General features: G+C 73.2%; 21 protein-coding genes and 2 tRNA genes. 14 read left to right on the forward strand and 9 right to left on the reverse strand.

Translation table 11 applies throughout. The annotated features are described in order from the left end of the window. Positions 1-160: 160 nt before the first annotated feature. Positions 161-233: transfer RNA gene (locus tag ACIGG8_RS33680), tRNA-Arg, on the forward strand. A 441-nt stretch (positions 234-674) separates the two neighbouring features. Here the strand turns inward: ACIGG8_RS33680 and ACIGG8_RS33685 are convergent. Together ACIGG8_RS33685 and ACIGG8_RS33690 are read right to left on the reverse strand one after the other, a co-directional pair. Then, positions 675-1,553: a carbon-nitrogen hydrolase family protein gene (locus ACIGG8_RS33685; protein ID WP_396552448.1), complete on the reverse strand. Its 879-nt coding sequence runs from the start codon at positions 1,551-1,553 to the stop codon at positions 675-677. A gap of 42 nt (positions 1,554-1,595) precedes the next feature. After that, positions 1,596-2,570, reverse strand: a complete 975-nt coding sequence (locus ACIGG8_RS33690; RefSeq protein WP_396552449.1) for a phosphatase PAP2 family protein — start codon at positions 2,568-2,570, stop codon at positions 1,596-1,598. Positions 2,571-2,993: 423 nt separating this feature from the next. Here ACIGG8_RS33690 and ACIGG8_RS33695 point away from each other — a divergent pair, with 423 nt between their 5' ends. Both ACIGG8_RS33695 and ACIGG8_RS33700 read left to right on the forward strand, forming a co-directional pair. Next, complete coding sequence (locus ACIGG8_RS33695) at positions 2,994-3,965, forward strand: sigma-70 family RNA polymerase sigma factor (protein WP_396552450.1); 972 nt, start codon at positions 2,994-2,996, stop codon at positions 3,963-3,965. A gap of 217 nt (positions 3,966-4,182) precedes the next feature. Next, a complete protein-coding gene (locus ACIGG8_RS33700) occupies positions 4,183-4,470 on the forward strand; it encodes a hypothetical protein (protein WP_396552451.1) in 288 nt (95 codons plus the stop codon). Between the two features lie 25 nt (positions 4,471-4,495). Here ACIGG8_RS33700 and mscL read toward each other — a convergent pair whose 3' ends face one another. From mscL to ACIGG8_RS33725, 5 genes are all read right to left on the reverse strand, one after another. Next, entirely contained in the window at positions 4,496-4,915 is a 420-nt protein-coding gene (gene mscL / locus ACIGG8_RS33705; protein ID WP_350525959.1) for a large conductance mechanosensitive channel protein MscL, read from the reverse strand. Between the two features lie 30 nt (positions 4,916-4,945). Next, a complete protein-coding gene (locus ACIGG8_RS33710) occupies positions 4,946-5,218 on the reverse strand; it encodes a hypothetical protein (RefSeq protein WP_396552452.1) in 273 nt (90 codons plus the stop codon). Between the two features lie 279 nt (positions 5,219-5,497). After that, positions 5,498-5,794, reverse strand: a complete 297-nt coding sequence (locus tag ACIGG8_RS33715) for an FmdB family zinc ribbon protein (RefSeq protein WP_396552453.1) — start codon at positions 5,792-5,794, stop codon at positions 5,498-5,500. Between the two features lie 138 nt (positions 5,795-5,932). Further along, positions 5,933-7,294 carry an MFS transporter gene (locus tag ACIGG8_RS33720; RefSeq protein ID WP_350525962.1) on the reverse strand — a complete coding sequence of 454 codons (1,362 nt, stop codon included), beginning with the start codon at positions 7,292-7,294 and terminating at the stop codon, positions 5,933-5,935. 316 nt (positions 7,295-7,610) lie between these two features. Beyond that, positions 7,611-9,095: a potassium/proton antiporter gene (locus tag ACIGG8_RS33725; RefSeq protein WP_396552454.1), complete on the reverse strand. Its 1,485-nt coding sequence runs from the start codon at positions 9,093-9,095 to the stop codon at positions 7,611-7,613. A gap of 241 nt (positions 9,096-9,336) precedes the next feature. On the opposite strand from ACIGG8_RS33725, the gene ACIGG8_RS33730 reads away from it, so the two are divergent. Beyond that, positions 9,337-12,054 carry a penicillin acylase family protein gene (locus tag ACIGG8_RS33730; protein WP_396552455.1) on the forward strand — a complete coding sequence of 906 codons (2,718 nt, stop codon included), beginning with the start codon at positions 9,337-9,339 and terminating at the stop codon, positions 12,052-12,054. A gap of 99 nt (positions 12,055-12,153) precedes the next feature. Here ACIGG8_RS33730 and ACIGG8_RS33735 read toward each other — a convergent pair whose 3' ends face one another. Then, positions 12,154-12,729, reverse strand: coding sequence for a 5-formyltetrahydrofolate cyclo-ligase (locus ACIGG8_RS33735; protein WP_350525965.1), 576 nt, complete (start codon positions 12,727-12,729; stop codon positions 12,154-12,156). 62 nt (positions 12,730-12,791) lie between these two features. Here ACIGG8_RS33735 and ACIGG8_RS33740 point away from each other — a divergent pair, with 62 nt between their 5' ends. The 10 genes from ACIGG8_RS33740 (at position 12,792) to ACIGG8_RS33785 (ending at position 22,310) form a co-directional block, all read left to right on the forward strand. Beyond that, positions 12,792-13,703, forward strand: coding sequence for a GGDEF domain-containing protein (locus ACIGG8_RS33740; RefSeq protein WP_396552456.1), 912 nt, complete (start codon positions 12,792-12,794; stop codon positions 13,701-13,703). Between the two features lie 51 nt (positions 13,704-13,754). Further along, the gene (galU, locus tag ACIGG8_RS33745) at positions 13,755-14,675 is read left to right on the forward strand and encodes a UTP--glucose-1-phosphate uridylyltransferase GalU (RefSeq protein ID WP_350525967.1); all 921 of its coding nucleotides are present in this window, start codon (positions 13,755-13,757) and stop codon (positions 14,673-14,675) included. A 22-nt stretch (positions 14,676-14,697) separates the two neighbouring features. Further along, a complete protein-coding gene (gene glp, locus ACIGG8_RS33750) occupies positions 14,698-16,035 on the forward strand; it encodes a gephyrin-like molybdotransferase Glp (protein WP_396552457.1) in 1,338 nt (445 codons plus the stop codon). A 127-nt stretch (positions 16,036-16,162) separates the two neighbouring features. Beyond that, positions 16,163-16,603, forward strand: coding sequence for a cyclic pyranopterin monophosphate synthase MoaC (gene moaC, locus ACIGG8_RS33755; RefSeq protein ID WP_350629603.1), 441 nt, complete (start codon positions 16,163-16,165; stop codon positions 16,601-16,603). Then, positions 16,600-17,133, forward strand: coding sequence for a MogA/MoaB family molybdenum cofactor biosynthesis protein (locus tag ACIGG8_RS33760; protein WP_350525969.1), 534 nt, complete (start codon positions 16,600-16,602; stop codon positions 17,131-17,133). Before moaC ends, ACIGG8_RS33760 begins: the two co-directional genes overlap by 4 nt. Beyond that, complete coding sequence (locus ACIGG8_RS33765; RefSeq protein ID WP_350526001.1) at positions 17,130-17,756, forward strand: GNAT family protein; 627 nt, start codon at positions 17,130-17,132, stop codon at positions 17,754-17,756. Before ACIGG8_RS33760 ends, ACIGG8_RS33765 begins: the two co-directional genes overlap by 4 nt. Before the next feature lie 149 nt (positions 17,757-17,905). Beyond that, on the forward strand, positions 17,906-18,910 hold the full coding sequence (locus ACIGG8_RS33770) for a hypothetical protein (RefSeq protein WP_396552458.1): 1,005 nt from the start codon (positions 17,906-17,908) through the stop codon (positions 18,908-18,910). An 81-nt stretch (positions 18,911-18,991) separates the two neighbouring features. After that, positions 18,992-19,065 (forward strand) — tRNA-Ala (locus ACIGG8_RS33775). 359 nt (positions 19,066-19,424) lie between these two features. After that, complete coding sequence (locus ACIGG8_RS33780) at positions 19,425-20,618, forward strand: glycosyltransferase 87 family protein (RefSeq protein ID WP_396552459.1); 1,194 nt, start codon at positions 19,425-19,427, stop codon at positions 20,616-20,618. Positions 20,619-20,690: 72 nt separating this feature from the next. After that, on the forward strand, positions 20,691-22,310 hold the full coding sequence (locus ACIGG8_RS33785; RefSeq protein WP_396552460.1) for a DUF2079 domain-containing protein: 1,620 nt from the start codon (positions 20,691-20,693) through the stop codon (positions 22,308-22,310). 81 nt (positions 22,311-22,391) lie between these two features. Here the strand turns inward: ACIGG8_RS33785 and ACIGG8_RS33790 are convergent, their stop codons facing one another. Next, positions 22,392-23,255, reverse strand: a complete 864-nt coding sequence (locus tag ACIGG8_RS33790; RefSeq protein ID WP_396552461.1) for a peptidase — start codon at positions 23,253-23,255, stop codon at positions 22,392-22,394.

Consider the following 23,255-nt stretch of genomic DNA (forward strand, 5'->3'; position numbering starts at 1 on the left):
TTCGCGCGGGGTGCCCCGGCGGATCAGGCACTTCCCGGCAGGCTACTTGACCCGGGCTGACGCCTCGTCGGCACCCGCACCCCACCCGTGACCCGTCCGCCACCCCGCTCCCCACCCCCGATCCGGTACGCTGTGAACGGCCTCGCCACAACCGGGCCACGCCTCAGTAGCTCAGGGGATAGAGCACGGCTCTCCTAAAGCCGGTGTCGCAGGTTCGATTCCTGTCTGGGGCACAGCACGGAACGCAGTCGCAGGCCCCCGCCCACTCCGGGCGGGGGCCTGCGCCGTTTCCGGCCCGGCGCTTCGCCGGCGGACCGGTCCCAGGGGCGCCGTACCTCTCGGGGACGAGCCGCCGGGGCCGGTGGTCCGTCCGCGGAGTGATCATGGAGCAGACCCCCAGGCGGTCCTGCTCGCCCTGGCCCTGACCGTCCTGACCGGCCTCGCCGCGGCCGTCCTCCCCGTCCGCCGGGTCGGCCGGATGGCGGTGGCGGCGGCGTGGGCCGGGGGCGGGTCCCGTCGGGCGGGCCGACCGATCGGGCCGGGGTGAACTCCGGGGCCGGGACGTTGACTTCCCGGCCCGCGGACCGCCCGAGCGGGCTCCCCCGGGCCGCCGCCCGGCCCGGCCCCGGTGGGTCAGGGCCGGGCCGGACGTCGGTCGGGCCCCGCTCGCCGGGTCAGGCCAGGGTGACGTGGGTGCGCGGCGCGGCCGGCTGTCCGGCGGCGAGGGCGAGGTCGGCGAGCAGGGTCTCGTTCTCGCGGGTGGTGCGCAGGACGGCGGGGTCCAGGTCGACGACGACGACCTCGCGCCGGTCCTCGCTCGCCTCGGCGATCAGGCGGCCGTCCGGGCCCCACACCGCGCTGCCGCCGCAGGTGTGCCAGGGGCCGGTCCGGCCGATGTGGTTGGCGAGCACCGTGTAGAGGGTGTTGTCGAGTGCGCGGGCGGGGAACCACGTGCGGGACTCGTGGTGGCCGTGGCCCCTGCTGAACAGCGCGCCGACCAGGTAGGCGTGGCAGCCGTCGAGCGCGGCGGCACGGGCGTGCTCGGGGAAGCCGGAGTCGTAGCAGATGCCGAGCCCGAGTCGCCAGCCGTCCAGCTCCAGGGTGCAGCCGGCCGTCCCGGGGCGGTACAGGTCGCGTTCGCTCTTGAACAGGTACTGCTTGTCGTAGCGGGTGACGAAGCCGCCGTCCGAGCCGAGGACGAGGGCGGAGATCCGCAGGTCGGCACCGTCCTGCACGGCGGCGCCGACCACGGCGACGGTCCCCGTCTCGCGGCACGCCTCGGCGATCGGTGCGAGGCGCGGGTCGCCGTTCTGGACGGTGTACTTGAGCGGGTCGGCGCGGATCAGCTCGGGCTCGTACCCGGAGAGGAACTTCTCGGTGAACAGCACCAGGCGGGCGCCGGCACCGGCCGCCTCGCGGATCAGCGCGGCGGCCTGCTCGGCGTTGGCGGATATGTCGCCGGCCACGGCCTGGGTCTGGACGGTGGCGATCCGCAGCGGCCGCTCGGGGTGTCCGGCGGGCTGGGTGGGGGCGGGAGCAGGGGTGGTGGACATGGCGGTCACGCTAGTCGACGGGTCCGCGCCGGTGACGCGGACTCAACTGACGGTCTCGTCGGGGCGGTCGGCCGCGTCCTTCCGGGCCGCGCCGCCCCGTCCGCGTCCGCTCGGCGTGCCCTCGGCAGGCGAGCCGTCCGCCCGTCGACCTTCGCCCGGTACGCCGTTGCCCGGTACGCCGTCGGCCGGCGGGTCCGGCTCGGGCCTGCCCTCGGCCCGCGGGGCGTCGTCCGGGTGGTCCTCGTCCAGTGGGTCGACGGTCCGGGCCGGTCGGCCGGACGACACGATGACCCGCTGAACCCTGGGCCTGGTGCGCCAGTTGACCCGCCGTACGTCGCGGGCCAGCGCGCCGGGCCGCCAGAGCTCGATCACGGTGGTCACGGCACCCAGCACGATCCCGGCAGCCAGCCAGCCGCCCAGCACGTCGCTGGGCCAGTGCACGCCGAGCGCGATCCGGGTCCAGCCGATGGTCAGCACGGTCGCCGCCGCCACGGCGGAGGCGGCGGTCCGGCCCCGGCGGCGGACCCGGTACCAGAGCAGGCTGACCAGGACGGCGCAGGTGATCGTCGAGGCCATGGCGTGGCCGGAGGGGAAGGCCGGGCCGCCGGCGTGCGAGACCGGGTCGGAGAAGCCGGGCCGCGCGCGGTCGAAGGCCAGCTTCAGGGCCCACTGGGCGCCCCAGCCGACCAGTGTCTGGGCGGCCACCCAGCCGGCCAGCACCCGCGCGCCGATCAACCAGAGCCAGGCGGCGGCGATTCCGAGGAGTGTACGCATCGTGACGGTGCCGCCGATGTCCGAGAGCGTCTGCACCGAGGCGGTCCAGATCCGGTGTTCCCGGGCGTAGATGTGCAGTTCGTCGGTCCACTCCTGGTCGAAGCGTTCCAGCGGGCGCCAGTGGCCCGTCATCAGCGCCGCCAGGAGGCTGAACAGTGCGGCACAGACCAACATGACCGCGGCGTCCCGCAGGAGACTGCGATTACGCGCAGTGGCGGAGGTCGTGCTGTTGGTCAGGTGCATGGCTGACACCTTCCCAGTGTCCTGTGCCGATCGGGAGCTGGAGCGATAGCGATTCGGCATCATTTGTGCGGAGGTCCTGCGTGCGCCGGGGCGTGGGCGCGGGCGTGCGGGCGGAGGTGCGCGGGAACGCCGGCGGCCGTTCGCGGGTTCAACCAGTAGGCGACCGGCGCGTGAGGGTCGGGTGAAGAAATCGCTCCGTGAACGGTCGCCGGAATGCACGGGTCGTGCCCGAGTGGTCACCGAGCGTCCAAAGTCGGAGTGAAAACCGGCAGGATACTGCATCACCGGGAAGAATCGGAGTGACTTGGGAATGTTGTCCGGAATCTGTTCGTTGGATCGTTACGTGTGAGCCCCGCGGGGCCCGCACTTCTTGCCCTCGGGGCAGGCAGGCAGACCTCGGCAACACCAGCAAAGGGAGCAAGCATGGCCACCCGTGCCGTCGTTCGCGACAGGGCCGACCGGACTCGCGCGGCCCGCCCGACCAACCTTGAGGCCGACCGTGACCTGGTCGGCATGTACCTCGACGAGATCGCCAGGACGCCCCTGCTCGATGCCGCCGAGGAGGTCGAGCTCTCGCTGCGGATCGAGGCCGGGGTGTACGCCCAGCATTTGCTGGACGAGGACGAACTCCCCGACGGCATCGCGCGCGAGGAGCTGGAGACGATAGCCGCCGACGCGGAGCGCGCCAAGGACGTCTTCATCCGTTCCAACCTCCGGCTCGTGGTCGCGGTCGCCCGCAGGTACCCGCGCAGCGGCCTCCCCCTGCTCGACCTCATCCAGGAGGGCAACGCGGGCCTGGTGCGCGCCGTCGAGAAGTTCGACTACGCCAAGGGCTTCAAGTTCTCCACGTACGCGACGTGGTGGATCCGGCAGGCGATCACCCGGTCCATCGCCGACCAGTCCCGTACCATCCGGCTGCCCGTGCACCTGGTGGAGGAGCTGGGGCGGATCCGCCGGGTGCAGCGCGAGAAGTCCAAGGAACTGGGGCGCGAGGCCGAGCCGGCCGAGATCGCGGCCGAGTTGGACACCACCGAGGCCCGGATCAAGGACGTGCTGGACTGGGCGCGTGACCCGGTCAGCCTGAACATGTCGGTGGACGACGAGGGCGAGACCCAGTTCGGCGACCTCGTCGAGGACACCGGGGCGACGTCCCCCGAGGACGCCGTGATGGTGATGCTCCGCCGTGAGGAACTGGACGACCTGATCGGGCGGTTGGACGACCGCACGGCCTCGATCATCCGCTCCCGCTACGGGATGGAGGACGGCCGCGAGCGCACCCTCACCGAGGTGGGCAAGCAGCACGGCCTCACCCGTGAGCGGATCCGGCAGATCGAGAAGCACGCGCTGGCCGAGCTGAAGAAGATCGCGGACCACGCGGGCTTCGAAGCCGCCTGACCGGCCCGAGCCCGGCCCGAACCCGGCCGGTCGCCCGCGCCCGGTCGTCGGGCCCGCCTGACCAGTCCGTCCGCCGGCCTGCCGGACGGATCTGCCGCCGCCCGCCCGGGCCCCGGTACGGAGCGCTCCGCACCGGGGCCCGAGTCGTGCCACGGGGCTCTTAGGCTGGAGGGACAGGACGGGCGGCCAGGACGACGCGAACGACGGAGTGGACAGGGTGAGCGAGCACGGGCAGAAACAGCCGGCGGAGCAGGGCACGGGCGAGGACCAGAGCCGGAACCAGGGCGAGGTCCGGGACCAGAGCCGGAACCAGGACCCGACCCGGGACGGCGAGCCGCAGCAGAAGCCCGCGGCCAAGGCCCGGCTGGTCTTCCGGGACCCGCTGGACCAGCAGTCCCGGGACGATACCGACACCGGCTGGGGCGAGCGCTCCGGGGCGGGGGAGAGCGGTAGGCGGGGGCTGGACTGGTACCTGAGCCAGCGCCCGCCGCACCACGGGGGCTGAGGGGCGGACGGGGAAGGTCTGCGCGTCAGCGCAGGGGCGCGACCAGCGCGTCGCGGATCTCGGTCAGTAGCTGGACCTCCTTGGCTTCGGCCTCCGCCGCGACCTCCCCGGGGGTCTTGCGGCGGGCCGCCATCCGGTTCATGGGCACGATCAGGACGAAGTAGACGACGGCCGCGGTGATCAGGAACTGCAGGGCGGCGCTGAGCACCGATCCCCACAGGATCTGGACCCCGGAGGTGACCTCACCGGTCGGGCTCACCACACAGGGCCCCTTGAGGCAGGAACTGTAGGAACCCAGGTCCTTCGTTCCGAAGACGCCGATGATCGGGTTGATCACGCCCTTCACGAAGGCGTTGATGATGTTGGTGAAAGCCGCGCCGATGACCACGGCGACGGCGAGTTCGACGACATTTCCGCGCAGCAGGAATTCCTTGAAGCCCTTCATGCCGCCTCGAACGACGAAGCCGTCGCCGGGTTACGGGTGATCTTCCGCAGCCCCGGATTGACAACCCGTCCGGCCCAGCGCGCCCCCGCCGGACGGCGGCAGGCCGGCCCGCGCGGGCCCGAGTGCGAGCGCGGCGGCCACCGCGAGCAGCACCAGCGCGGGCACCCCGGCCCGTCGCCGGACCGCGCTGCGCAGACGGTGCCACCCGCCGCACCCGCGCCGGATCGGCGGGAAGCTGGGCACCTCCTGCCGGGGTGGAACGGCGGGGGCGGGCAGCGGGACGGAGAAGCCCACGGTCGTCATCGACGCACCTCCGGAGGGTCCGGCAGCCGACCCCCGGTGGGCCGGCTGACCACCCACACGATGCGCGCTCGGGCCGGGCCCGGAAAGCCGTTTCCCCAGCCTGTGGACAAACCCGCCCCTGTGGACGACTTCGTACACCCACACCGGTCGGCCGGGTCCTCGGGAGTTGACGAAAGCGGGCCGAAAATATGCGGAAAGGCCCGCCGCCCCCGCGTGGAAGCGGGGTCGACGGGCCTTTCCGAGGACTGCTGTGCGCCGGGATTCCCCCGGGCGCCCGGGTCAGCTCGCGGCCGGAGCCGGGCTGGAGGGGGCCGAGGAGCCCGTGCCCGACGCGGGGGCCGTGGAGGTCGTCGTCGACGAGGTCGAGGACGACCCGGAACCGACCGAGCTGCTGGAGGAGGAGCGGCTGTCGGTCCGGTAGAAGCCGGACCCCTTGAACACGACACCCACGGCCGAGAAGACCTTGCGAAGCCGTCCCTGGCAGTCGGGGCACGTGGTCAGTGCCTCGTCGGTGAACTTCTGCACCGCCTCCAGGCCGTTGCCGCACTCGGTGCACTGGTACTGGTACGTGGGCACTTGTCTTCCTCCTGGCACTCTCGCCTGATGAGTGCTAACGATGGTCAATGATGCGGCATTCCGCGGGATCAGTCCAGCGACTCCGGTGTGAGATCGGCCCCGCCCCGGCCCGGGATCGGCCGCGAACCACCGCCGCGCTCAGCCCTTGGCCGCGCCCACCAGCTGCGCAGCACCGGCGGACTCCACGGAGCCCGCCGCGGAGCCGGCGACGATCCGGTTCGAAGTCCGCGGCGCCACCAGCAGGTGTCGCAGCGAGAACAGCGCGAGCAGCCCCAGGCCGGCGCCGACCAGCGGCACCAGGAACCCGGTGGACGGCCCGTGCCCGTCGATCAGCCGGCCCGCCACCATCGAGCCGACCGCGAGCCCCAGCCCGATGGCGCCGGTCAGCCAGGTGAAGGCCTCCGTCTTGGCGCCGTCCGCGACCAGCGTCTCGACCAGGGTGTAGCCGCTGATCAGGGTCGGCGCGATGGCCAGGCCGCAGACCAGCCCGGCGACGGTGAGCGCGACCAGGTTCGGCATCGCCCACAGCGTGGAGCAGCCCAGCACCAGCAGCGCGTAGCTGATCAGCATCCGCTTGTGGACGGGCCGCCGCCAGGCGATCACGCCGTAGAGCACGCCGGCCAGCATCGAGCCGCCCGCGAAGATCCCGTACACGGTGCCGCCCGCGTCGTGCTGCCCGACCGAGTCGGCGAAGGCGTTCACCGAGACCTGCATGCCGCCGAACACCGCGCCGACCCCGAGGATGGAGCCGGCGAGCAGCCGGACGCCGGGGGAGGCGATCGCCGAGACGCGCTCGGCGCCGGGCTGCGGCACGATCCGGGCCGGGGCGGTGCGCCGCTGGGCGGCGAAGGCCAGGCCGCCGACGACGGTCAGCGCGGCCTCGGCGACCAGGGCGGTCGCCGGGCTCGCCATGGCGGCGATGCCGGAGGCCAGGATCGGGCCGATCACGAAGGTGAACTCGTCGGTCACCGACTCGAAGGCGAACGCGGTGCTGACCCGGGCCGCCGAGGCGTCGGACGGGCCGTCGGCGGTGAACCGGGCGACCCAGCGGGCCCGGACCATCGCACCGATCTGCGGGACGCTCGCACCGGCCGGGACGGCGGCCAGGAACAGGCTCCAGGCCGGCGCGTGGCCGAGCGCCAGCGCGATCAGCACGCCGACCGAGGCGCCGTGCACCAGGACGGTCGGGACGAGCACCGAGGCCTGGCCGTACCGGTCGGCCAGCCGCCCGGTCTGCGGCCCGACCAGGGCCTGGGCGACGGCGGCGACGGCGGTGACCGTACCGGCGGTGCCGTACGAGCCGTGGGTCTTGGAGACGAGCAGCAGGATGCCCATGCTGAGCATCGCGTACGGCAGTCGCGCGACGAGGGCCGGGGCCAGGAAGGTCCAGGCTCCGGGGGTGCGCAGCAGCTCGCCGTACCCGACGCGGGCGGGGGCCTGGGCTGCGCTGGTGTCCGCGGTGCTGTCCGCGGAGGTATCGACCGTTCGGCGGGCCGTCACGGTCGGTCCTTCCTGCTGCCTGGTAGCGCGGCAGGGCATGGTGTGGCCCCGACGGCGCCGAGAGTCGTCCTCTCGCGCGTCGACCGGGGTAGATACCGGGTCGGCCCGGTGTGGTTGCCGGGGGCCGGACCGCGGCCGCCGAGCGGTCGCGCCAACTCTGCGTCAGGCAGATGCTGGGGGTGGTCTAGCGGTGGTTATACGGCGTGGTCGAACCAGCATACAGTTACGCGCGTAGATCCCGCCAGCCCGCCCCGCCCCAAGCACCCCGGAGGGCCCGGAGCGCCCAAGCACCCCAGGCGCCCCGAGCGCCCCGGGCTCACCGCCCGTTGAGCCACCCCGCGAGCTTGCCGCCCCGGTCGACGGCCCGCAGCCGCCGCTCCGCGGCCTCGCTGACGTCGTCCGTGGTGACCACCAGCAGCTCGTCCCCGCCGCGCAGCACCGTCGTCTTGTCCGGCACGAAGGAGTTGCCCTCGCGCACGACCAGGGTGACCGCGGCGCCCTTGGGCAGCCGCAGCTCGCCGATCTCCACACCGGACATCCGGGAGGTGGGGGAGAGCGCGACCGACAGCAGGTGCCCGTGCAGCTTCTCCAGCGGGGCGGACTCGATGCCGAGGTCCTGGCCCATCGCGCCCTCGCCGATCCGCAGGCGCTTGGCCACCCACGGCAGGGTCGGCCCCTGGAGCAGGGTGAAGACGACGACGAGGATGAAGACGATGTTGAACACGTCCTCGGCCTGGTGCGCGCCGGACACCACCGGGATGGTGGCCAGCACGATGGGCACCGCCCCGCGCAGCCCGGCCCAGCTGAGCAGCGCCTGCTCGCGGGCCGGCACCTTGAAGGGGGTCAGCGAGACCACCACCGACAGCGGCCGGGCCAGGAAGACCAGCACGCCGCCTATGACGAGCGCGGGCACCACCGCGGACCCCATGGTCGCGGGCGTGCAGAGCAGGCCGAGCAGGACGAACATGCCGATCTGCCCGATCCACGCCAGCCCGTCGGCGAAGCCGCGGACGGCCGGGCCGTGCGGCAGCTTGGAGTTCCCGAGGATCACCGCGCAGATGTAGACGGCGAGGAAGCCGGAGCCGTGCAGCAGCGCGCCGCCCGCGTAGGCGAGCACGGTGAGCGCCATCACGGCGATCGGGTAGAGGCCCGAGGAGGGCAGCGCGACGTGCTTGATGCCGAAGGCGCCGATCTTGCCGACGGCGAGGCCGATCGCCGCGCCGATCGCGAGTTCGGCGAGGATCGTGCCGATCAGGACGTACCAGGGGTCCAGCTCGCCGGTGGTGGCGAAGGCGACGACCAGGATGACCACGGGCGCGTCGTTGAAGCCGGACTCGGCCTCCAGCAGACCGGTGAGCCGGTGCGGCAGCGGGACCATCCGCAGGACCGAGAAGACGGCCGCCGCGTCGGTCGAGGAGACTATGGCGCCGAGCAGCAGCGAGGTCCGCCAGTCCAGGCCGACCAGCCAGTGCGCGCCGGCCGCGGTGGCGAACACGCTGATCCCGACGCCGACGGTGGCCAGCACGGTGGCCGCCGGCATCACCGGCTTGATCTCCCGCCAGCTGGTCTTGAGACCGCCCTCGGCCAGGATCACCACGAGTGCCGCGTAGCCGATCACCTGGGTGAGCTCGGCGTTGTTGAAGGTGAAGCCGACCCCGTTCTGGCCCAGCGCCACGCCGATCCCCAGATAGATCAGCAGGCTGGGCAGCCCTGATCGGGTGGAGATCCGTACGGCGACCACCGCGAAGAGCAGGATCACGGAGGCTTCGAGGAGGAGCTGGTTCAGGTGGGAGACGTTCACGCAGTGGCACCTCGGGCAGGCAGGGGCGGACGGGGTGTCAGGGTGGTGCTGAGGGGTCGACCCGTTAAGAAGGCGTCAATGCTCCCCTTGCGGATCGTTACGCAGTCTAACATTTTGCCATATCTTTAGCTTGGTCCCCCGTTCACAGTGCTCGGCAGACTCGGCCTAATGTGGTTCCCTGCCACGGCCGCTGGCCCTGGACACGCCCGCCCGCCCCGAAGTCAGGACCGCAAGGACCCAGATGCCCCGCTCGAAGAAGTTCCGGCGCGCCCGTCTGTTCGTGATCGTGCTGGTCGTGCTGCTGGTGGCCGGCGTCGGCTACGGCGGCTACCGCGGGGTCTCCGCGGTCCGCGCGTCCTTCCCGGAGGTGGACGGCAGCGTCAAGGTCGCGGGCCTGACCGCGCCGGTCGACGTGAAGCGGGACGCCAACGGCATCCCGCAGCTGTACGCCGACACTCCCGAGGACCTGTTCCGCGCCCAGGGCTACGTCCAGGCGCAGGACCGCTTCTGGGAGATGGACGTCCGACGCCACATCACCGCCGGCCGGCTCTCCGAGATGTTCGGTGACGGCCAGGTCGACACCGACGCCTTCATCCGCACCATGGGCTGGCGGCAGGTGGCGCAGAAGGAGTTCGACACCAAGCTGTCGCCGGAGACCAAGAAGTACCTGCAGTCCTACTCGGACGGCGTGAACGCCTGGCTCGCCGAGCACCCCGGCGGTGCGAAGGCCTCGCTGGAGTACACCCTGCTCGGCGTCGTCAACAGCGGCTACGAGCCCGAGCAGTGGACGCCGGTCGACTCGGTGGCCTGGCTCAAGGCGATGGCCTGGAACCTCTCCGGGAACCTCCAGGAGGAGGTCGACCGCTCGCTGCTGGCCCAGGACTTCACCCCGGACAAGATCGCCGAGCTGTACCCGGACTACCCGTACACCCGCAACGGCACCATCGTGAAGACCGGCACCGTGGCCGGCGACGCCTACCGCCCGGCCGACGGCTCCGCCCAGCCGGGCACCGGCAACGGCACCGCCACCGCCCAGGGCGAGGCCACCACCAAGGCGATGCTGCAGAGCCTCACCGACCGGATCGACGGGATGCCGCAGCTGCTCGGCCGCCCCGGCCAGGGCATCGGCTCCAACTCCTGGGTGGTCGCCGGCTCCCACACCACCACCGGCAAGCCGCTGCTGGCCAACGACCCGCACCTCGGCCCCGGCCTGCCCTCGGTCTGGTACCAGATGGGCCTGCACTGTCGGACGGCCTCCCCGGCCTGCCAGTTCGACGTCTCCGGCTTCACCTTCGCGGGCATGCCCGGCGTGATAATCGGCCACAACAAGGACGTCGCCTGGGGCTTCACCAACCTCGGCGCCGACGTCACCGACCTCTTCCTGGAGAAGGTCACCGGCCCGGACACCTACCAGGTCGACGGCAAGGACGTGAAGTTCGACCTCCGCAAGGAGACCATCAAGGTCGCCGGCGGCGAGGACCGCACCATCACCGTCCGCACCACCCAGACCGGCGCCCCGCTGATCTCCGACCAGAGCAACGAGCAGCAGAACGTCGGCAAGTACGCCCCCAACGGCACCTCCGCGCCCGACCGCGGCACCGGCGGCTACGGCGTCGCCCTGCAGTGGACGGCGCTCAGCCCAGGCAAGACCATGGACGCCGTCTTCGAGCTGGACAAGGCGAAGAACTGGGACGACTTCCGGGCCGCCGCCAAGGACTTCACCGTCCCCGCGCAGAACCTGATCTACGCCGACGCCAAGAACATCGGCTACCAGGCCCCGGGCACCATCCCGGTCCGCGGCAAGGGCGACGGCACCTACCCCGCGCTGGGCTGGGACTCCGCGTACCAGTGGAAGGACCCGATCCCGTTCAACGCGCTGCCGTGGAGCCTCAACCCCTCCTCCGGCTACATCGTCACCGCCAACCAGGCCGTGGTGGACCCGAGCTACAAGTACAGCCTCACCAAGGACTGGGAGTACGGCACCCGCGCCAAGGAGATCACCGACCAGATCGAGGGCCTGCTCAAGAACAACGGCAAGATCTCGCCGGACGACATGCAGACCCTGCAGCTGGACAACACCAACGTGATGGCCAAGACGCTGGTCCCGCTGCTGCTCAAGCAGCAGATCGACGACCCGTACGTCCGCGAGGCGCAGGACCTGCTGAAGGACTGGAACTACCACCAGGACGCCGACTCGGCCGCCGCCGCCTACTACAACGGCGTCTGGCGCCAGCTGCTCACCCTCGCCTTCGGCCAGAAGTTCCCGGCCGACCTCCGGGCCAAGGACAACTGCCTGCTGGTCCGCCAGCAGGACGACCCCACCAAGCCGGACAGCACCACCAGGATCGTCACCGAGTGCGGCACCCGTGACCCGGCCAAGGCCCAGCCGGACGGCGGCGACCGCTGGACCGAGGTGGTGCGCGACCAGCTGGAGAAGCCCGACAGCTCGTGGTGGACGTACATCGACTCCCAGCACGACGTCCAGAAGGGCCTGGACAACCTGCTCAAGGAAGCGATGAAGAACGCCCGCCAGGAGCTGACCTCGCTGCTCAGCAAGGACGTCTCCACCTGGAGCTGGGGCCGGCTGCACAAGCTGGAGCTCAAGGAGCAGACGCTGGGCACCGACGACTCCTCGATCGCCTCCGGCGTGCTCCACAAGCTGCTCAACCGCGGCCCGTACCGCCTCTCCGGCGGCTCGGCGGCGGTCGACGCGGCCGGCTGGAACGCGGCGGCCGGCTACCAGGTGGACTGGATCCCGTCGATGCGGATGGTGGTCGACCTGAACGACCTCGACGCCTCGCGCTGGATCAACGTCGGCGGCGCCTCCGGCCACGCCTTCCACGAGAACTACAACGACCAGACCGACCTCTGGCTCAAGGGCAAGCTGCTCACCTGGGCCTCCAGCCCGGACGCGGTCGAGAAGGCCACCAAGCACAAGCTGGTGCTCACCACCGGCTGACGCCCGGACGGACACCCGGCGGCCCCGCTCCCACCCCGGAGCGGGGCCGCCGCCGTTTCCCGGGCCCGGGCTGGCACCCTCAGGGGTGCCGGCCCGCCGTCAGCCCAGCCGCCGCACCCCCGACGGCGTGACCGCCAGGTCCACCGGCCGGTCGTGCGGCTCGGCGGGTACCCGCTCCAGCAGCTCGTGCTCGTACAGCAGTACCGCCAGCACCGGCCGTACGCCCGCCCGCCCCAGCCGGGCCAGCACCCGGTCGTAGCTGCCGCCGCCCCGGCCCAGCCGCAGCCCGCCGCGGTCCACCGCCAGGCCCGGCAGCAGCACCACCGAGGCCCGGGTGACCGCCTCCGGCCCGAGCCGGGGACCGACCGGCTCCAGCAGCCCGCGACCCGCCGGGGCCAGCTCCCCGGGCCCCGCGTACTCGGCCCAGTCCAGGTCGTTGTCGGCCAGCAGCACGGGAAGCAGCACCCGCACCCCGCGCGCCCGCAGCTCGTCCAGCAGCGGCCTGGTACCCGGCTCGGCGCCGACCGAGACGTACGCGGCCACCGTGGCGCCCGGCCCGGCCAGCTCCCCGGCGTGCCCGGCCAGCGCGAGCGCCGTCGCGGTGCGCTCCTCGGCGGAGAGCCCGCGGCGCCGCGTCAGCAGCCGTGTCCTCAGGTCGCTCTTCTCGTTGTGCACCGGATCCTCCACGTCTCCAGACCGTCGACGCGCAGAGCCTGCCACGCGAAAGGGCGCCCCGATTGTCCACCCCGCTGCTGGTCCAGGCCCTGGCCGCGCTCAGCGTCCCCGCACTGGCCGGCGCCACCGCCCTCGGAGTGCGGGTCCGGCGGGTCCGGGCCGGGGCCGCGGCCGGGACGGAGCGGCTGCGGGAGCGGATCGCCGAGCTGGAGGCCCACTGCGCCGAACTGGAACGCACCGCGTCCTGCGACCCGCTCACCGGCGTGTGGAACTACCGCCACCTGCAGCTCACCCTGGACCGGGAGATCGAACGGTCCCGGCGCGCCGAGCACACCGACCCGGGCGACGGCCCCCGGCCGCTCGCCGTGCTGATGCTGGCGATCACCGGCTTCGACGCGGTCGTCGCCGAGCACGGCCGCGGCCGGGCCGGCGCGATACTGCGCGACCTCGCCCAGCGCCTCGCGATGGAGATCCGCCGGGCCGACACCCTCGGCCGGTACGGCGGCGAGGAGTTCCTGGTGGTGCTGCCCGACACCGGGGCCGAGGGCGCCGTGCAGGTCGCCGAACGGCTGGTCTGGTCGGTCCGCCGCCACCTGCTGCTCGACTGGTCCTCGGGGACGCGCGAGTCCCGCCCGGTGCGCGGCAACGGCCTCACCGCCGCCGCGGGCATCGCCGTGCTGCCCGAGGACGGGGCCCACGCCGCCGTCCTGCTGCGCGCGGCCGACACGGCGCTGGCCGAGGCCCGGGCGGCCGGCGGCGACTGCTGGCGGATCTCGCCGCGCCACGGCGACCTGCCCGCCACCGGGCTTCCCCGGCCGGTCGATTCCGGTGCGGAGCACGGTCCGACTGCCGAACGTGACCGTTCGGGAAAGCCGGGTAGTCTGTCGGCCTGTGCCGGAGGGGACCCCCTCGCCCAGCCGGTCCCATCCCATACGCCAGCCTCTGTGGCCGTGCCCCGCGACGTGCTGTCCTAGCCGTCCGACCGCGCTCGGCCGGGCGAAAACGTGCCTGAGTAAGGTAAACGCATGACGACGACCAACTCCCGAGTTCCGGTAACCAAGGCCGTGGTACCCGCGGCCGGACTGGGCACCCGCTTCCTCCCGGCGACCAAGGCCACCCCGAAGGAGATGCTGCCGGTCGTCGACAAGCCGGCGATCCAGTACGTCGTCGAGGAGGCCTCCGCCGCAGGCCTGTCCGACATACTGATGGTCACCGGCCGCAACAAGCGCGCGCTGGAGGACCACTTCGACCGCGCCTACGAGCTGGAGGAGCTCCTCGCGCGCAAGGGCGACCAGCAGCGCCTGGCCCGGGTGCGGGAGTCCGTCGAGCTGGCCAACATGCACTACGTCCGCCAGGGGGACCCGAAGGGCCTCGGCCACGCCGTCTCGGTCGCCGAGCAGCACGTCGCCGGCCAGCCCTTCGCCGTCCTGCTCGGCGACGACCTGATCGACCCGCGCGACCCGCTGCTCTCCCGGATGATCGAGGTCCAGCAGGAGCTCGGCGGCTCGGTCGTCGCCCTCATGGAGGTCGACCCCTCCCAGATCCACCTCTACGGCTGCGCCGCCGTCAAGGCCAACGGCTTCGGCGAGGACGTCTTCCAGGTGACCGACCTGGTCGAGAAGCCCGAGCCGGGCGAGGCCCCCTCGAACTACGCCGTCATCGGCCGGTACGTCCTCGACCCGCTGGTCTTCGACGTGCTGCGCGAGACCCCGCCCGGCCGCGGCGGCGAGATCCAGCTCACCGACGCCCTGCGCGAGCTCACCACCCGCGAGCCCGCCGACGGCGGCCAGGTGCACGGCGTGCTCTTCAAGGGCCGCCGCTACGACACCGGCGACCGCGCCGACTACCTGCGCGCTATCGTCCGTCTGGCCGCCGAGCGCGAGGACCTGGGCCCGGAGTTCCGCTCCTGGCTGCGGGAGTTCGTCGGCTCCGAGATGCAGGACTGACACGACAGAGAGCGAGCCGCCGATGACCGGGTCCACCGAGCACAGCACCACGCCCGCAGCCTGCTGCGACGCCGGAACGGACCCGGCACCGGCGGCCCCCCGCCTCTGGACGGTGGACGAGCACCTCGCCGACGTGCTCGCCGCCGTCGGCCCGCTGCCCGCGATCGAGCTCCGGCTGCTCGACGCCCAGGGCTGCCGGCTCGACGAGGACGTGGTCGCCGACGGCGACCTGCCGCCCTTCGACAACAGCTCGATGGACGGCTACGCCGTCCGCACCGCCGACACCGAGGGCGCGACCGACGCCTACCCCTCGGTGCTCTCGGTGGTCGGCGACATCGCCGCCGGCGCGGACGAGCTGCCCAGGGTCGGCCCCGGCCAGGCCGCCCGGATCATGACCGGCGCCCCCGTGCCGCCCGGTGCCCGCGCCGTCGCCCCGGTCGAGTGGACCGACGGCGGCACCGGCACCGGCGTGGCCGCCGCCGCGATGACCGCGCCCGTCCCGGACGAGGAGGTCCGCGTCCTGCGCCCGGTCGCCGAGGGCGCGCACATCCGCCGCCGCGGCAGCGACGTCGCCGCGGGATCGAAGGTCCTGGAGGCCGGCACCCGGCTCGGCCCCACCCAGCTCGGCCTGCTCGCCGCGATCGGCCGGGCCAGCGTGAAGGTCCGCCCGCGCCCGCGGGTCGTGGTGCTGTCCACCGGCAGCGAGCTGGTCCAGCCCGGCGAGCCGGTCGGCCCCGGGCAGATCGCCGACTCCAACAGCTTCACCCTCACCGCGGCCGCCCAGGAGGCCGGCGCCATCGCCTTCCGGGTCGGCGCCGTCCCGGACGACGCCGACCGGCTGCGCGCCGTCCTGGAGGACCAGCTCGGCCGGGCCGACCTGATCGTCACCAGCGGCGGGGTCAGCGTCGGCGCGTACGACGTGGTCAAGGAGGTCTTCGAGACCTACGGCGGCGTCGACTTCCGGAAGCTGCGGATGCAGCCCGGCAAGCCGCAGGGCTTCGGCCGGATCGGCGACGCGCCCGGGGTGCCGTTGCTCGCCCTGCCCGGCAACCCGGTGAGCGCCTACATCTCCTTCGAGCTGTTCGTCCGTCCGGTCATCCGCACCATGCTCGGCGCCGCCGACGTGCACCGTCCGGTGGTCCGCGCGCTCTGCCCGGCCGCGCTGCGCTCCCCGGCCGGCCGTCGGCAGTTCCTGCGCGGCCGCTACTCGGCGGCGGACGGCACGGTCGAGCCGGTCGGCGGCGCCGAGTCGCACCTGGTCGGCGCGCTGGCCCGGGCCGACTGCCTGATCACCGTCCCCGAGGACGTCACCGACCTGCCCGCCGGCAGCGAGGTCGACGTGGTGCTGCTGGACTCCTGAGCGCCCGGGGAGTCACGGAGTTGTACGGTAGCGCGGTACTTCGACCTGCGCGCCCCTGGAGCCACCCGTGACGACACCTCCCCCCGGCGACCGCCTCACCCACGTCGACGACCAGGGCGCGGCCCGCATGGTCGACGTCTCCGAGAAGGCCACCACCGCGCGCACCGCCGTCGCGGCCGGACGGGTGAGGGTCTCCCCGAAGGTGGTCGAGCTGCTGCGCGGCGAGGGCGTGCCCAAGGGCGACGCCCTCGCGGTGGCCCGGATCGCCGGGATCATGGGCGCCAAGAAGACCCCGGACCTCGTCCCGCTCTGCCACCCGATCGCCGTCTCCGGCGTCAAGGTCGACCTCGCCGTCGCGGACGACGCGGTGGAGATCACCGCCACCGTGAGGACCGCCGACCGCACCGGCGTCGAGATGGAGGCGCTGACCGCCGTCGCGGTGGCCGGGCTGACCGTCATCGACATGGTCAAGGCCGTGGACAAGGGCGCCACCATCGAGTCCGTCCGGGTGCTGAGCAAGACCGGCGGCAAGAGCGGCGACTGGTTCGCGCCGGAGGTGGACGCATGACCGCGTCGGCCGGGAGGGCGCTGGCCGTGACCGTCTCCAACCGGGCCTCGGCCGGTGTCTACGCGGACAAGGGCGGCCCGCTGCTGGTGGCCGGCCTGACCGCGATGGGCTTCACCGCCGACGGCCCCCGGGTCGTCCCGGACGGGGAGCCGGTGGAGGCCGTGCTGCGCGAGGCCGTCGCGGCCGGCTACGACGTCGTCCTGACCACCGGCGGCACCGGCATCTCGCCGATGGACCTCACCCCGGAGATGACCGCCCGGGTGATCGACCGGCAGATCCCCGGCATCGCCGAGGCCATCCGTGCGTACGGCCGGGAGAAGGTGCCCACCTCGGCGCTCTCCCGGGGGCTCGCCGGGCTCGCCGGACGTACCCTGATCGTCAACCTGCCGGGATCGACCGGCGGCGTCAAGGACGGTCTGGCCGTCCTGGAGCCGCTGCTCGCCCACGCCGTCGACCAGCTCGGCGGTGGGGACCACCCCCGGCCCGACGCCCCGGCCCCCGGGGCTCCAGAATCCAGGAGAGGGCACTGAACGCCGGCTGGCCGGTAGAACTCCACGAGGGGGAGGTCGCGCTGCGCCCGATCCGGGCCCGCGACCAGCGCGACTGGCAGGAGGTGAGCCGCCGCAACCGGGACTGGCTGCGGCGGTGGGAGGCCACCGTGCCGCCCGGCCCGGCCGGCCAGACCGCCGGGCCCCGTCCGACCTACCGGCAGATGGTCCGCTTCCTGCGCGGCGAGGCCTCGGCGGGCCGGATGCTGCCCTTCGTGGTGCTCTACAAGGGCGAGCTGGTCGGTCAGTTGACCGTCGGCGGGATCACCTGGGGCTCGATGTGCTCGGCGAACATCGGCTACTGGGTCGACGAGGCGGTGGCCGGCCGGGGCATCATCCCGGCCGCCGTGGCGCTTTCGGTGAACTATTGCTTCCGCACCCTCGGACTGCACCGGATCGAGGTCTGCATCCGTCCGGAGAACGCCCCGAGCCGGCGCGTGGTGGAAAAGCTCGGCTTCCGCTCGGAGGGAATCCGCCCGCGCTATCTCCACATCGACGGCGATTGGCGCGACCACCTGGTCTACGCGCTGACCGACGAGGAGGTTCCGGAGGGGATGCTGGAGCGCTGGCGCGCGCTCAGTTCCGGACACCGGCCAGGTAATTGAATATATGTTCGAATGAAATATCGATCTGGCATCGGCCCGGTGGCGGACCGTCACAAATACCGGCAAAATAGTCGGAGAATCAGCTTGATCACACGACACGCCGGGCCAAATTGCTGCCAGGCCTTCCCGGCGCCCGTACGGTGTGAATCGTGAGCAGTAGCGGCCTTATCTACGCCGTCATCGTAGGGGCCTGGGCCGCCTATCTGGTGCCGATGTGGCTCCGCAGGCAGGACGAACTCAACGAGGCGCGCCCGACGGAACGCTTCAGCACCGCCATCCGCCTGCTGGCCGGGCGTTCGGCGCTGGAGCGGCGGGCAGCCCGGGCCCTGGGCGACGAACCGCGTGACGACGAGCACAGCAACGACGGCCCTCCCGGACGGGACGAGGCCGCCTCCGGCGACCCCGCGGCGCGGGAACCCGAACCACCGGCGGAGCGGGCGGCCGAACGGCCGGCCCCGGCGCCGCGGGTCGGGGTCGAGCGCCGGGCGCGGCTGCTGGCCCGCCGGCGCCGGATGGTCACCGGTCTCTTCCTCTGCTTCGCGCTCGGCGCGGTGGTCGCGGCGGTGGCCGGACTGGCCTTCCTCTGGGTCCCGGCCGTTCCCGCGGCCCTCCTCACCCTGTACATCGGCCACCTGCGCAAGCTGGAGCGCCAGCGGTACGAGGTGAAGCTCGACCGCGTCCGGGCCGCCCAGGCGGCCGAACGGCTGCGCAAGCGCGAGCAGCAGCGCGTCCCGGCCCCGTCGGCCGACGCTGCCCCGGCCGAGGCGCCGGCGGGGGCGGAGCCGGCCCCGGCCGCGCCCGCCGGGGAGCGCGCCGCGCGCCGACCGCACCTGCGGCTGGCCGCCGACCCGGAGGAGGCCACCGTCTCGGTGCCCTCCGCCTCCGCGGTGGCCGAGGCGACCGAGCACGAGGAGTGGGTCGACGGCATGCGCGAGCGCGGCGCGGCCGGCCCGGACTCCTGGGAGCCGGTGCCCGTCCCGCTGCCGACCTACGTCACCGCGCCGGTCGCTCCCCGGGTCTCCCGGGGCCTCGACCTGTCGGCCCCCGGCACCTGGACGGCGGGCCGCCCCGCCGAGTCCCGCAGCACCCCGCTCTTCGACCAGTACGCCGAGCCGCAGGTCACCGAGTCCCGCCCCCGCGCGGCCAACGAATGACCCCGGCCACCCCCCGGTCGGCGCCGCCACCGGGGGGTGGTCACGGACCACCTCCGAAAGGTGCTAGAGTTTCTTCTCGTTGGGGCTGTGGCGCAGTCCGGTAGCGCACCTCGTTCGCATCGAGGGGGTCAGGGGTTCGAATCCCCTCAGCTCCACCCAACGGATCGGCTCCGGCCGGTCCACCGAATCCCGCCGGGAGGCAACTCCCGGCGGGATTTCGCGTTTTGTGGCGCGGGGGTCGTCACGGGTCGGTCCGACGACCGTTGTGGTCGAGATCACAGCACCTTCCGGGGGCGGTTTCTGACGCGGTTTGGGCCTCAGAGGGGTCGGTTATGGTGGGTTGGCCCAGACGCTGACGACGGAACGATCTGGTCTATCTCAACGGGGTGCCATCGCGGTGCGCGAGTTCGGTCTGACACGGTGGGCGCGGCAGTCCGGCCCGGACGAATCCGGCGGCACCCCGGAAACCGGAAGATCGAATTCCTGGACCCTCGCGGCGGCCTGCGCGGCCGCCGTGTCACTGGCGGTGTTCGCCTGCTTCCGGCACGCCCACGGGGCCACCATGGTCGACATGCTGGTCTACCGGGCCGAGGGCCAGGCCGTCGTCCGCGGCCAGGACCTGTACGCGATGCGGCTGCCCGGCTGGGACCTGCCGGCCACCTACCCGCCGTTCGCCGCGATGCTCTTCGTGCCGAGCACCTGGTTCGACGTGAGCACCCTGCGCGTGCTGGTGATGCTCCTCAACTACGGGCTGCTCGCCCTGGCGGTGCACCTGTCGCTCAAGCTGGCCGGGTGGGCCAGGCACAACCGGCCCGCCGTGGTGATCCTGGCGACCGGCCTGGGCATCTGGCTGGAGCCGGTGTTCACCACCTTCCAGTACGGCCAGGTCAACCTCGGCATCCTCTGCCTGGTGCTGTGGGACCTGACCCGCTCGGACCGCAACCGGTTCAAGGGCGTGGGCATCGGCCTGGCCACCGCCATCAAGATCACCCCGGGCCTGTTCGCGGTCTACCTCTTCCTGACCGGCCGGGTCCGGGCCGCACTGGTCTCGGCCGGCACGTTCGTGGCGGCGGGTCTGATCGGCTGGGTCCTGCTGCCCGACGCCTCGTACGGGTTCTGGACCACGTACCTCTGGGACCCGAGTCGGGTCGGCGTGACCGTCCTGGTGGACAACCAGTCGCTGCGCGGCGCCGTCTGCCGGCTGCTCGACGTCAACGACCCGGGCCTGGTCGGCCTGGCCGCCTCCGCGCTGGTCGGCGCCTTCGGACTCGGGGTGGCCGTGCTGGCCGGGCGCTCGGCGCGGGTGCTGCGCCGGGCCGACGCCTGGGGCGGGGTCTGCACCGCGTTCACCGCCCTGCTGGTCTCGCCGATCAGCTGGACCCACCACTGGGTCTGGTGCGTCCCGCTGATCGCCCTGCTGGTGGTCGAGGCCCGGACCAGGGCACGGCAGGTCCTGCTCGGCGTGACCCTCCTCGTGTTCCTCTCCCACGTCATGTGGACGGTGCCGCACCGCTGGGGCCGCGGGGTCGCCTGGTACTGGCAGCTGCCCGGCGCGATCTACCCGCCGATCGGGATCGCCGTCCTGGTCGTCCTCGGGGTGCGGCTGTACCGCGCCCGGCGACAGGCCGTCGATGCCACCGGCGGCGGGGCCTGGGCGTTGCTGGCCGCCAAGCTGGACCGCGATCCCGCGCTGACGAACCGGACCTGACGGACCGGACCCGACCCACCGGGCCCGCCCCACCGGACCCGACGGACCCAGACCGGACGGATCAGACCTGACGTGACCACCCAGACCGCACCCCCGTCGCCGCCCGCCGCCGCGCCCACCGCCCGGAACGCGGCCGCGGCCCTGCTGCACGGCCCGGCCCGGCGCACCGCGCTGCTCACCGCGCTCTGCTTCGCGGTGATGTGCGCCGTCGGCCTGCAGGGCTGGACCTCGGTGTCGCTCGGCGGCTTCGACCTCGGCATATTCGACCAGGGCGTGCGCGGCTACGCCCACTTCGGGCTGCCCGTCTCCACGCTGAAGAGCTACCACCACGAGTTCCCGCCCGGCTTCTCGCTGCTGGGCGACCACTTCTCGCCGGTCCTGGCGCTGCTCGCCCCGCTGTACTGGATCTGGGACGACCCGCGCTCGCTGATCATCGGGCAGTCGCTGCTGTTCGCGGCCGGGGTGCCGCTGATCCGGCGGATCGCCGCGCACGGCTTCGCCGCCGCCCCTCCGCGCACCGCCCGGCGGGCCGCCGACCTGGCCGGCCTGGTCCACGCCCTCGGCTGGCCGCTGCTGGTCGCCGCCCGGGTCGGCTTCCACGAGGTCGCCTTCGCGGTGCCGCTGACCCTGCTGATGCTGGAGCGCGGCCTGGCCCGCCGGTACGGCACGGTGGTGCTCGCCGCCGTCCTGCTGTGCTGCACCAAGGAGGACCTCGGCCTGATGGTCGGGGCGTACGGGCTGGTGCTGCTGCTGCGCACCCGCCGCACCGGGGACCGGGCGGGCCGCTTCACCGGCCTCGGGCTGCTGCTGGGCGGCCCGGTCGCCTCGGCGGTCACGATCACGTGGCTGATCCCGGCGATGGGCGGGGAGCCGGGCTACTACTGGAACTACGCGGCGCTCGGCACGGACGGCGGGGACGCCCTGCGCCACCTGCTGCACAACCCGTTCCTGCTGGTGCAGACGGCCTTCGACCAGCCGCTCAAGCCGCTGCTGCTGCTCTGGCTGTTCGGGACGACACTCCTGCTGCCGCTGCGCTCGGCCACCGTGCTGTGCGCGGTGCCGCTGCTGGCCGAGCGGATCCTGTCCAGCAACCCCAACCACTGGTCGATCGCCCGGCACTACGACTCGATGCTCTGGCCGATCCTGCTCACGGCCGCCGTCGAAGTGCTGGGCCGGCTGAGCAGCACCGAGCGGCCCGAGCGGACCGTCCGGCGGGCGCGACGGCTGGGCCTCGGCGCGGCCTGCATCGCCCTGGTGGCCGCCGTGCCGATCGGGCTGGTGCAGCTGGCGGTGCCGTCCTCCTGGGAGGCCAAGCCGAGCGAGGCCGCGCTGGTGCGGGCGGCGGCGCTGATCCCGGACGGCGCCTCGGTGGAGGCCGACAACCAGATCGCGCCGCGGCTGACCGCCCGTACCGACGTGGTGCTGGTGGACGGCACGCCGCGCGGGCGCGAGTACGTGCTCACCCGGTCGAACAAGCGCTCCTTCCCGTTCGCCACGGACACCGAGCAGGCCGCGCGGATCCGGCTGCTGCTGGACCACGGGTACCGGCAGCTCTGGGCCGAGGACGGCGTGGTGCTGCTGCACCGGGAGAGCGGCGAGCCCGTGCCCGGCGAGCACGTGCCGGGGCCGGACAGCAAGCCGGTCCAGGACGTCGTCCCGTCCGACGTGGGGCACGACCTCTTCCGCGGCTGACGCCCGCCCCGGGGCCGGACGTGGCCGAGGGCCGGTCGGAGGAGTCCTCCGGCCGGCCCTCGGGCTGTGCTGGGGCGCGGGTCAGGGGCGGTCGGAGTAGGAACCGCTCTGGTACGAGCCCTGGTGCGGCACGGTGCCGTGGTGGCCCGGCCGCCGGCCGCGGGGGTGCCGGGTCAGGTTGTAGCCGAGGACGCCCGCCAGCGCGGCCAGGAAGCCGCCGCCGATCGTCCAGTACCAGCGGCTGTTCCAGCCGGAGAACCAGCCGGTGTACCAGTGCTCCTCCTCCGCCACCGGGGCGGCCGCCTTGGCGGTGCTCGCACCGCCGCCGACCGGCGGGACCAGCGGGGCCTTCAGCTCCCCGCCCTCCGGCTGGGCGTTGTCGGAGCCGCCCTTGGCGGCGACGTGCAGCCGGACGGAGGTGGCCAGGCCGAGGTCCGGCTGCGGGACGTCGGTCACCGACAGCCGCACGTAGTAGGTGCCGGGAAGCGGGTCGCCGGACCACGGCTCGGCCCAGGTGCGGACCTCGCGCAGGGTGCAGTCGAGCGCCACCGAGGTGGCGTTCTGGTCGCCGGTGGCGTTCTGGGTGCCGGCGGTGCAGGCCTGGCGGCGGCGCAGCCCGTCGAAGACCTCGACGGACCAGGTCTGCGGGCCGTGCCGGTCGGTCGCCGGGGCCAGGTTGACGGTCAGCTTGACCGTCGGGGTCTGCCCCTCGGAGGCGCCGAACGCCCAGTACAGGTAGTCGCCGGTGGAGGCGGCGACCTCGGCGTCCTGGCCGGGGGAGAGGTTGACCGCGGTCAGGAAGGAGGTGCCGGCCTTGGTGGCCGGGGCCGGGGTGCCGCTCGCGCTGGCCGAGGGGGACGGCGCGGCCGAGGCCGCCGGGGCGCCCAGGGCGAGGGCGGGCAGCAGGGCGAGGGCGGCGAGGGCGCCGCGAATCGTCGTACGCAT

The sequence above is a fragment of the Kitasatospora sp. NPDC085464 genome (assembly GCF_044541955.1).
Lineage (GTDB): Bacteria > Actinomycetota > Actinomycetes > Streptomycetales > Streptomycetaceae > Kitasatospora.

Bases quoted from the DNA above. Each gene is read 5' to 3' on its own strand.
- ACIGG8_RS33690 (WP_396552449.1), bottom strand. From the start codon at position 2,570: ATGCACCTGACCAACAGCACGACCTCCGCCACTGCGCGTAATCGCAGT.
- ACIGG8_RS33685 (WP_396552448.1), bottom strand. From the start codon at position 1,553: ATGTCCACCACCCCTGCTCCCGCCCCCACCCAGCCCGCCGGACACCCC.
- ACIGG8_RS33760 (WP_350525969.1), top strand. From the start codon at position 16,600: ATGACCGCGTCGGCCGGGAGGGCGCTGGCCGTGACCGTCTCCAACCGG.
- ACIGG8_RS33790 (WP_396552461.1), bottom strand. From the start codon at position 23,255: ATGCGTACGACGATTCGCGGCGCCCTCGCCGCCCTCGCCCTGCTGCCC.
- mscL (WP_350525959.1), bottom strand. From the start codon at position 4,915: ATGAAGGGCTTCAAGGAATTCCTGCTGCGCGGAAATGTCGTCGAACTC.
- ACIGG8_RS33730 (WP_396552455.1), top strand. From the start codon at position 9,337: ATGCCCCGCTCGAAGAAGTTCCGGCGCGCCCGTCTGTTCGTGATCGTG.
- ACIGG8_RS33710 (WP_396552452.1), bottom strand. From the start codon at position 5,218: ATGACGACCGTGGGCTTCTCCGTCCCGCTGCCCGCCCCCGCCGTTCCA.
- moaC (WP_350629603.1), top strand. From the start codon at position 16,163: ATGGTCGACGTCTCCGAGAAGGCCACCACCGCGCGCACCGCCGTCGCG.
- galU (WP_350525967.1), top strand. From the start codon at position 13,755: ATGACGACGACCAACTCCCGAGTTCCGGTAACCAAGGCCGTGGTACCC.
- glp (WP_396552457.1), top strand. From the start codon at position 14,698: ATGACCGGGTCCACCGAGCACAGCACCACGCCCGCAGCCTGCTGCGAC.
- ACIGG8_RS33695 (WP_396552450.1), top strand. From the start codon at position 2,994: ATGGCCACCCGTGCCGTCGTTCGCGACAGGGCCGACCGGACTCGCGCG.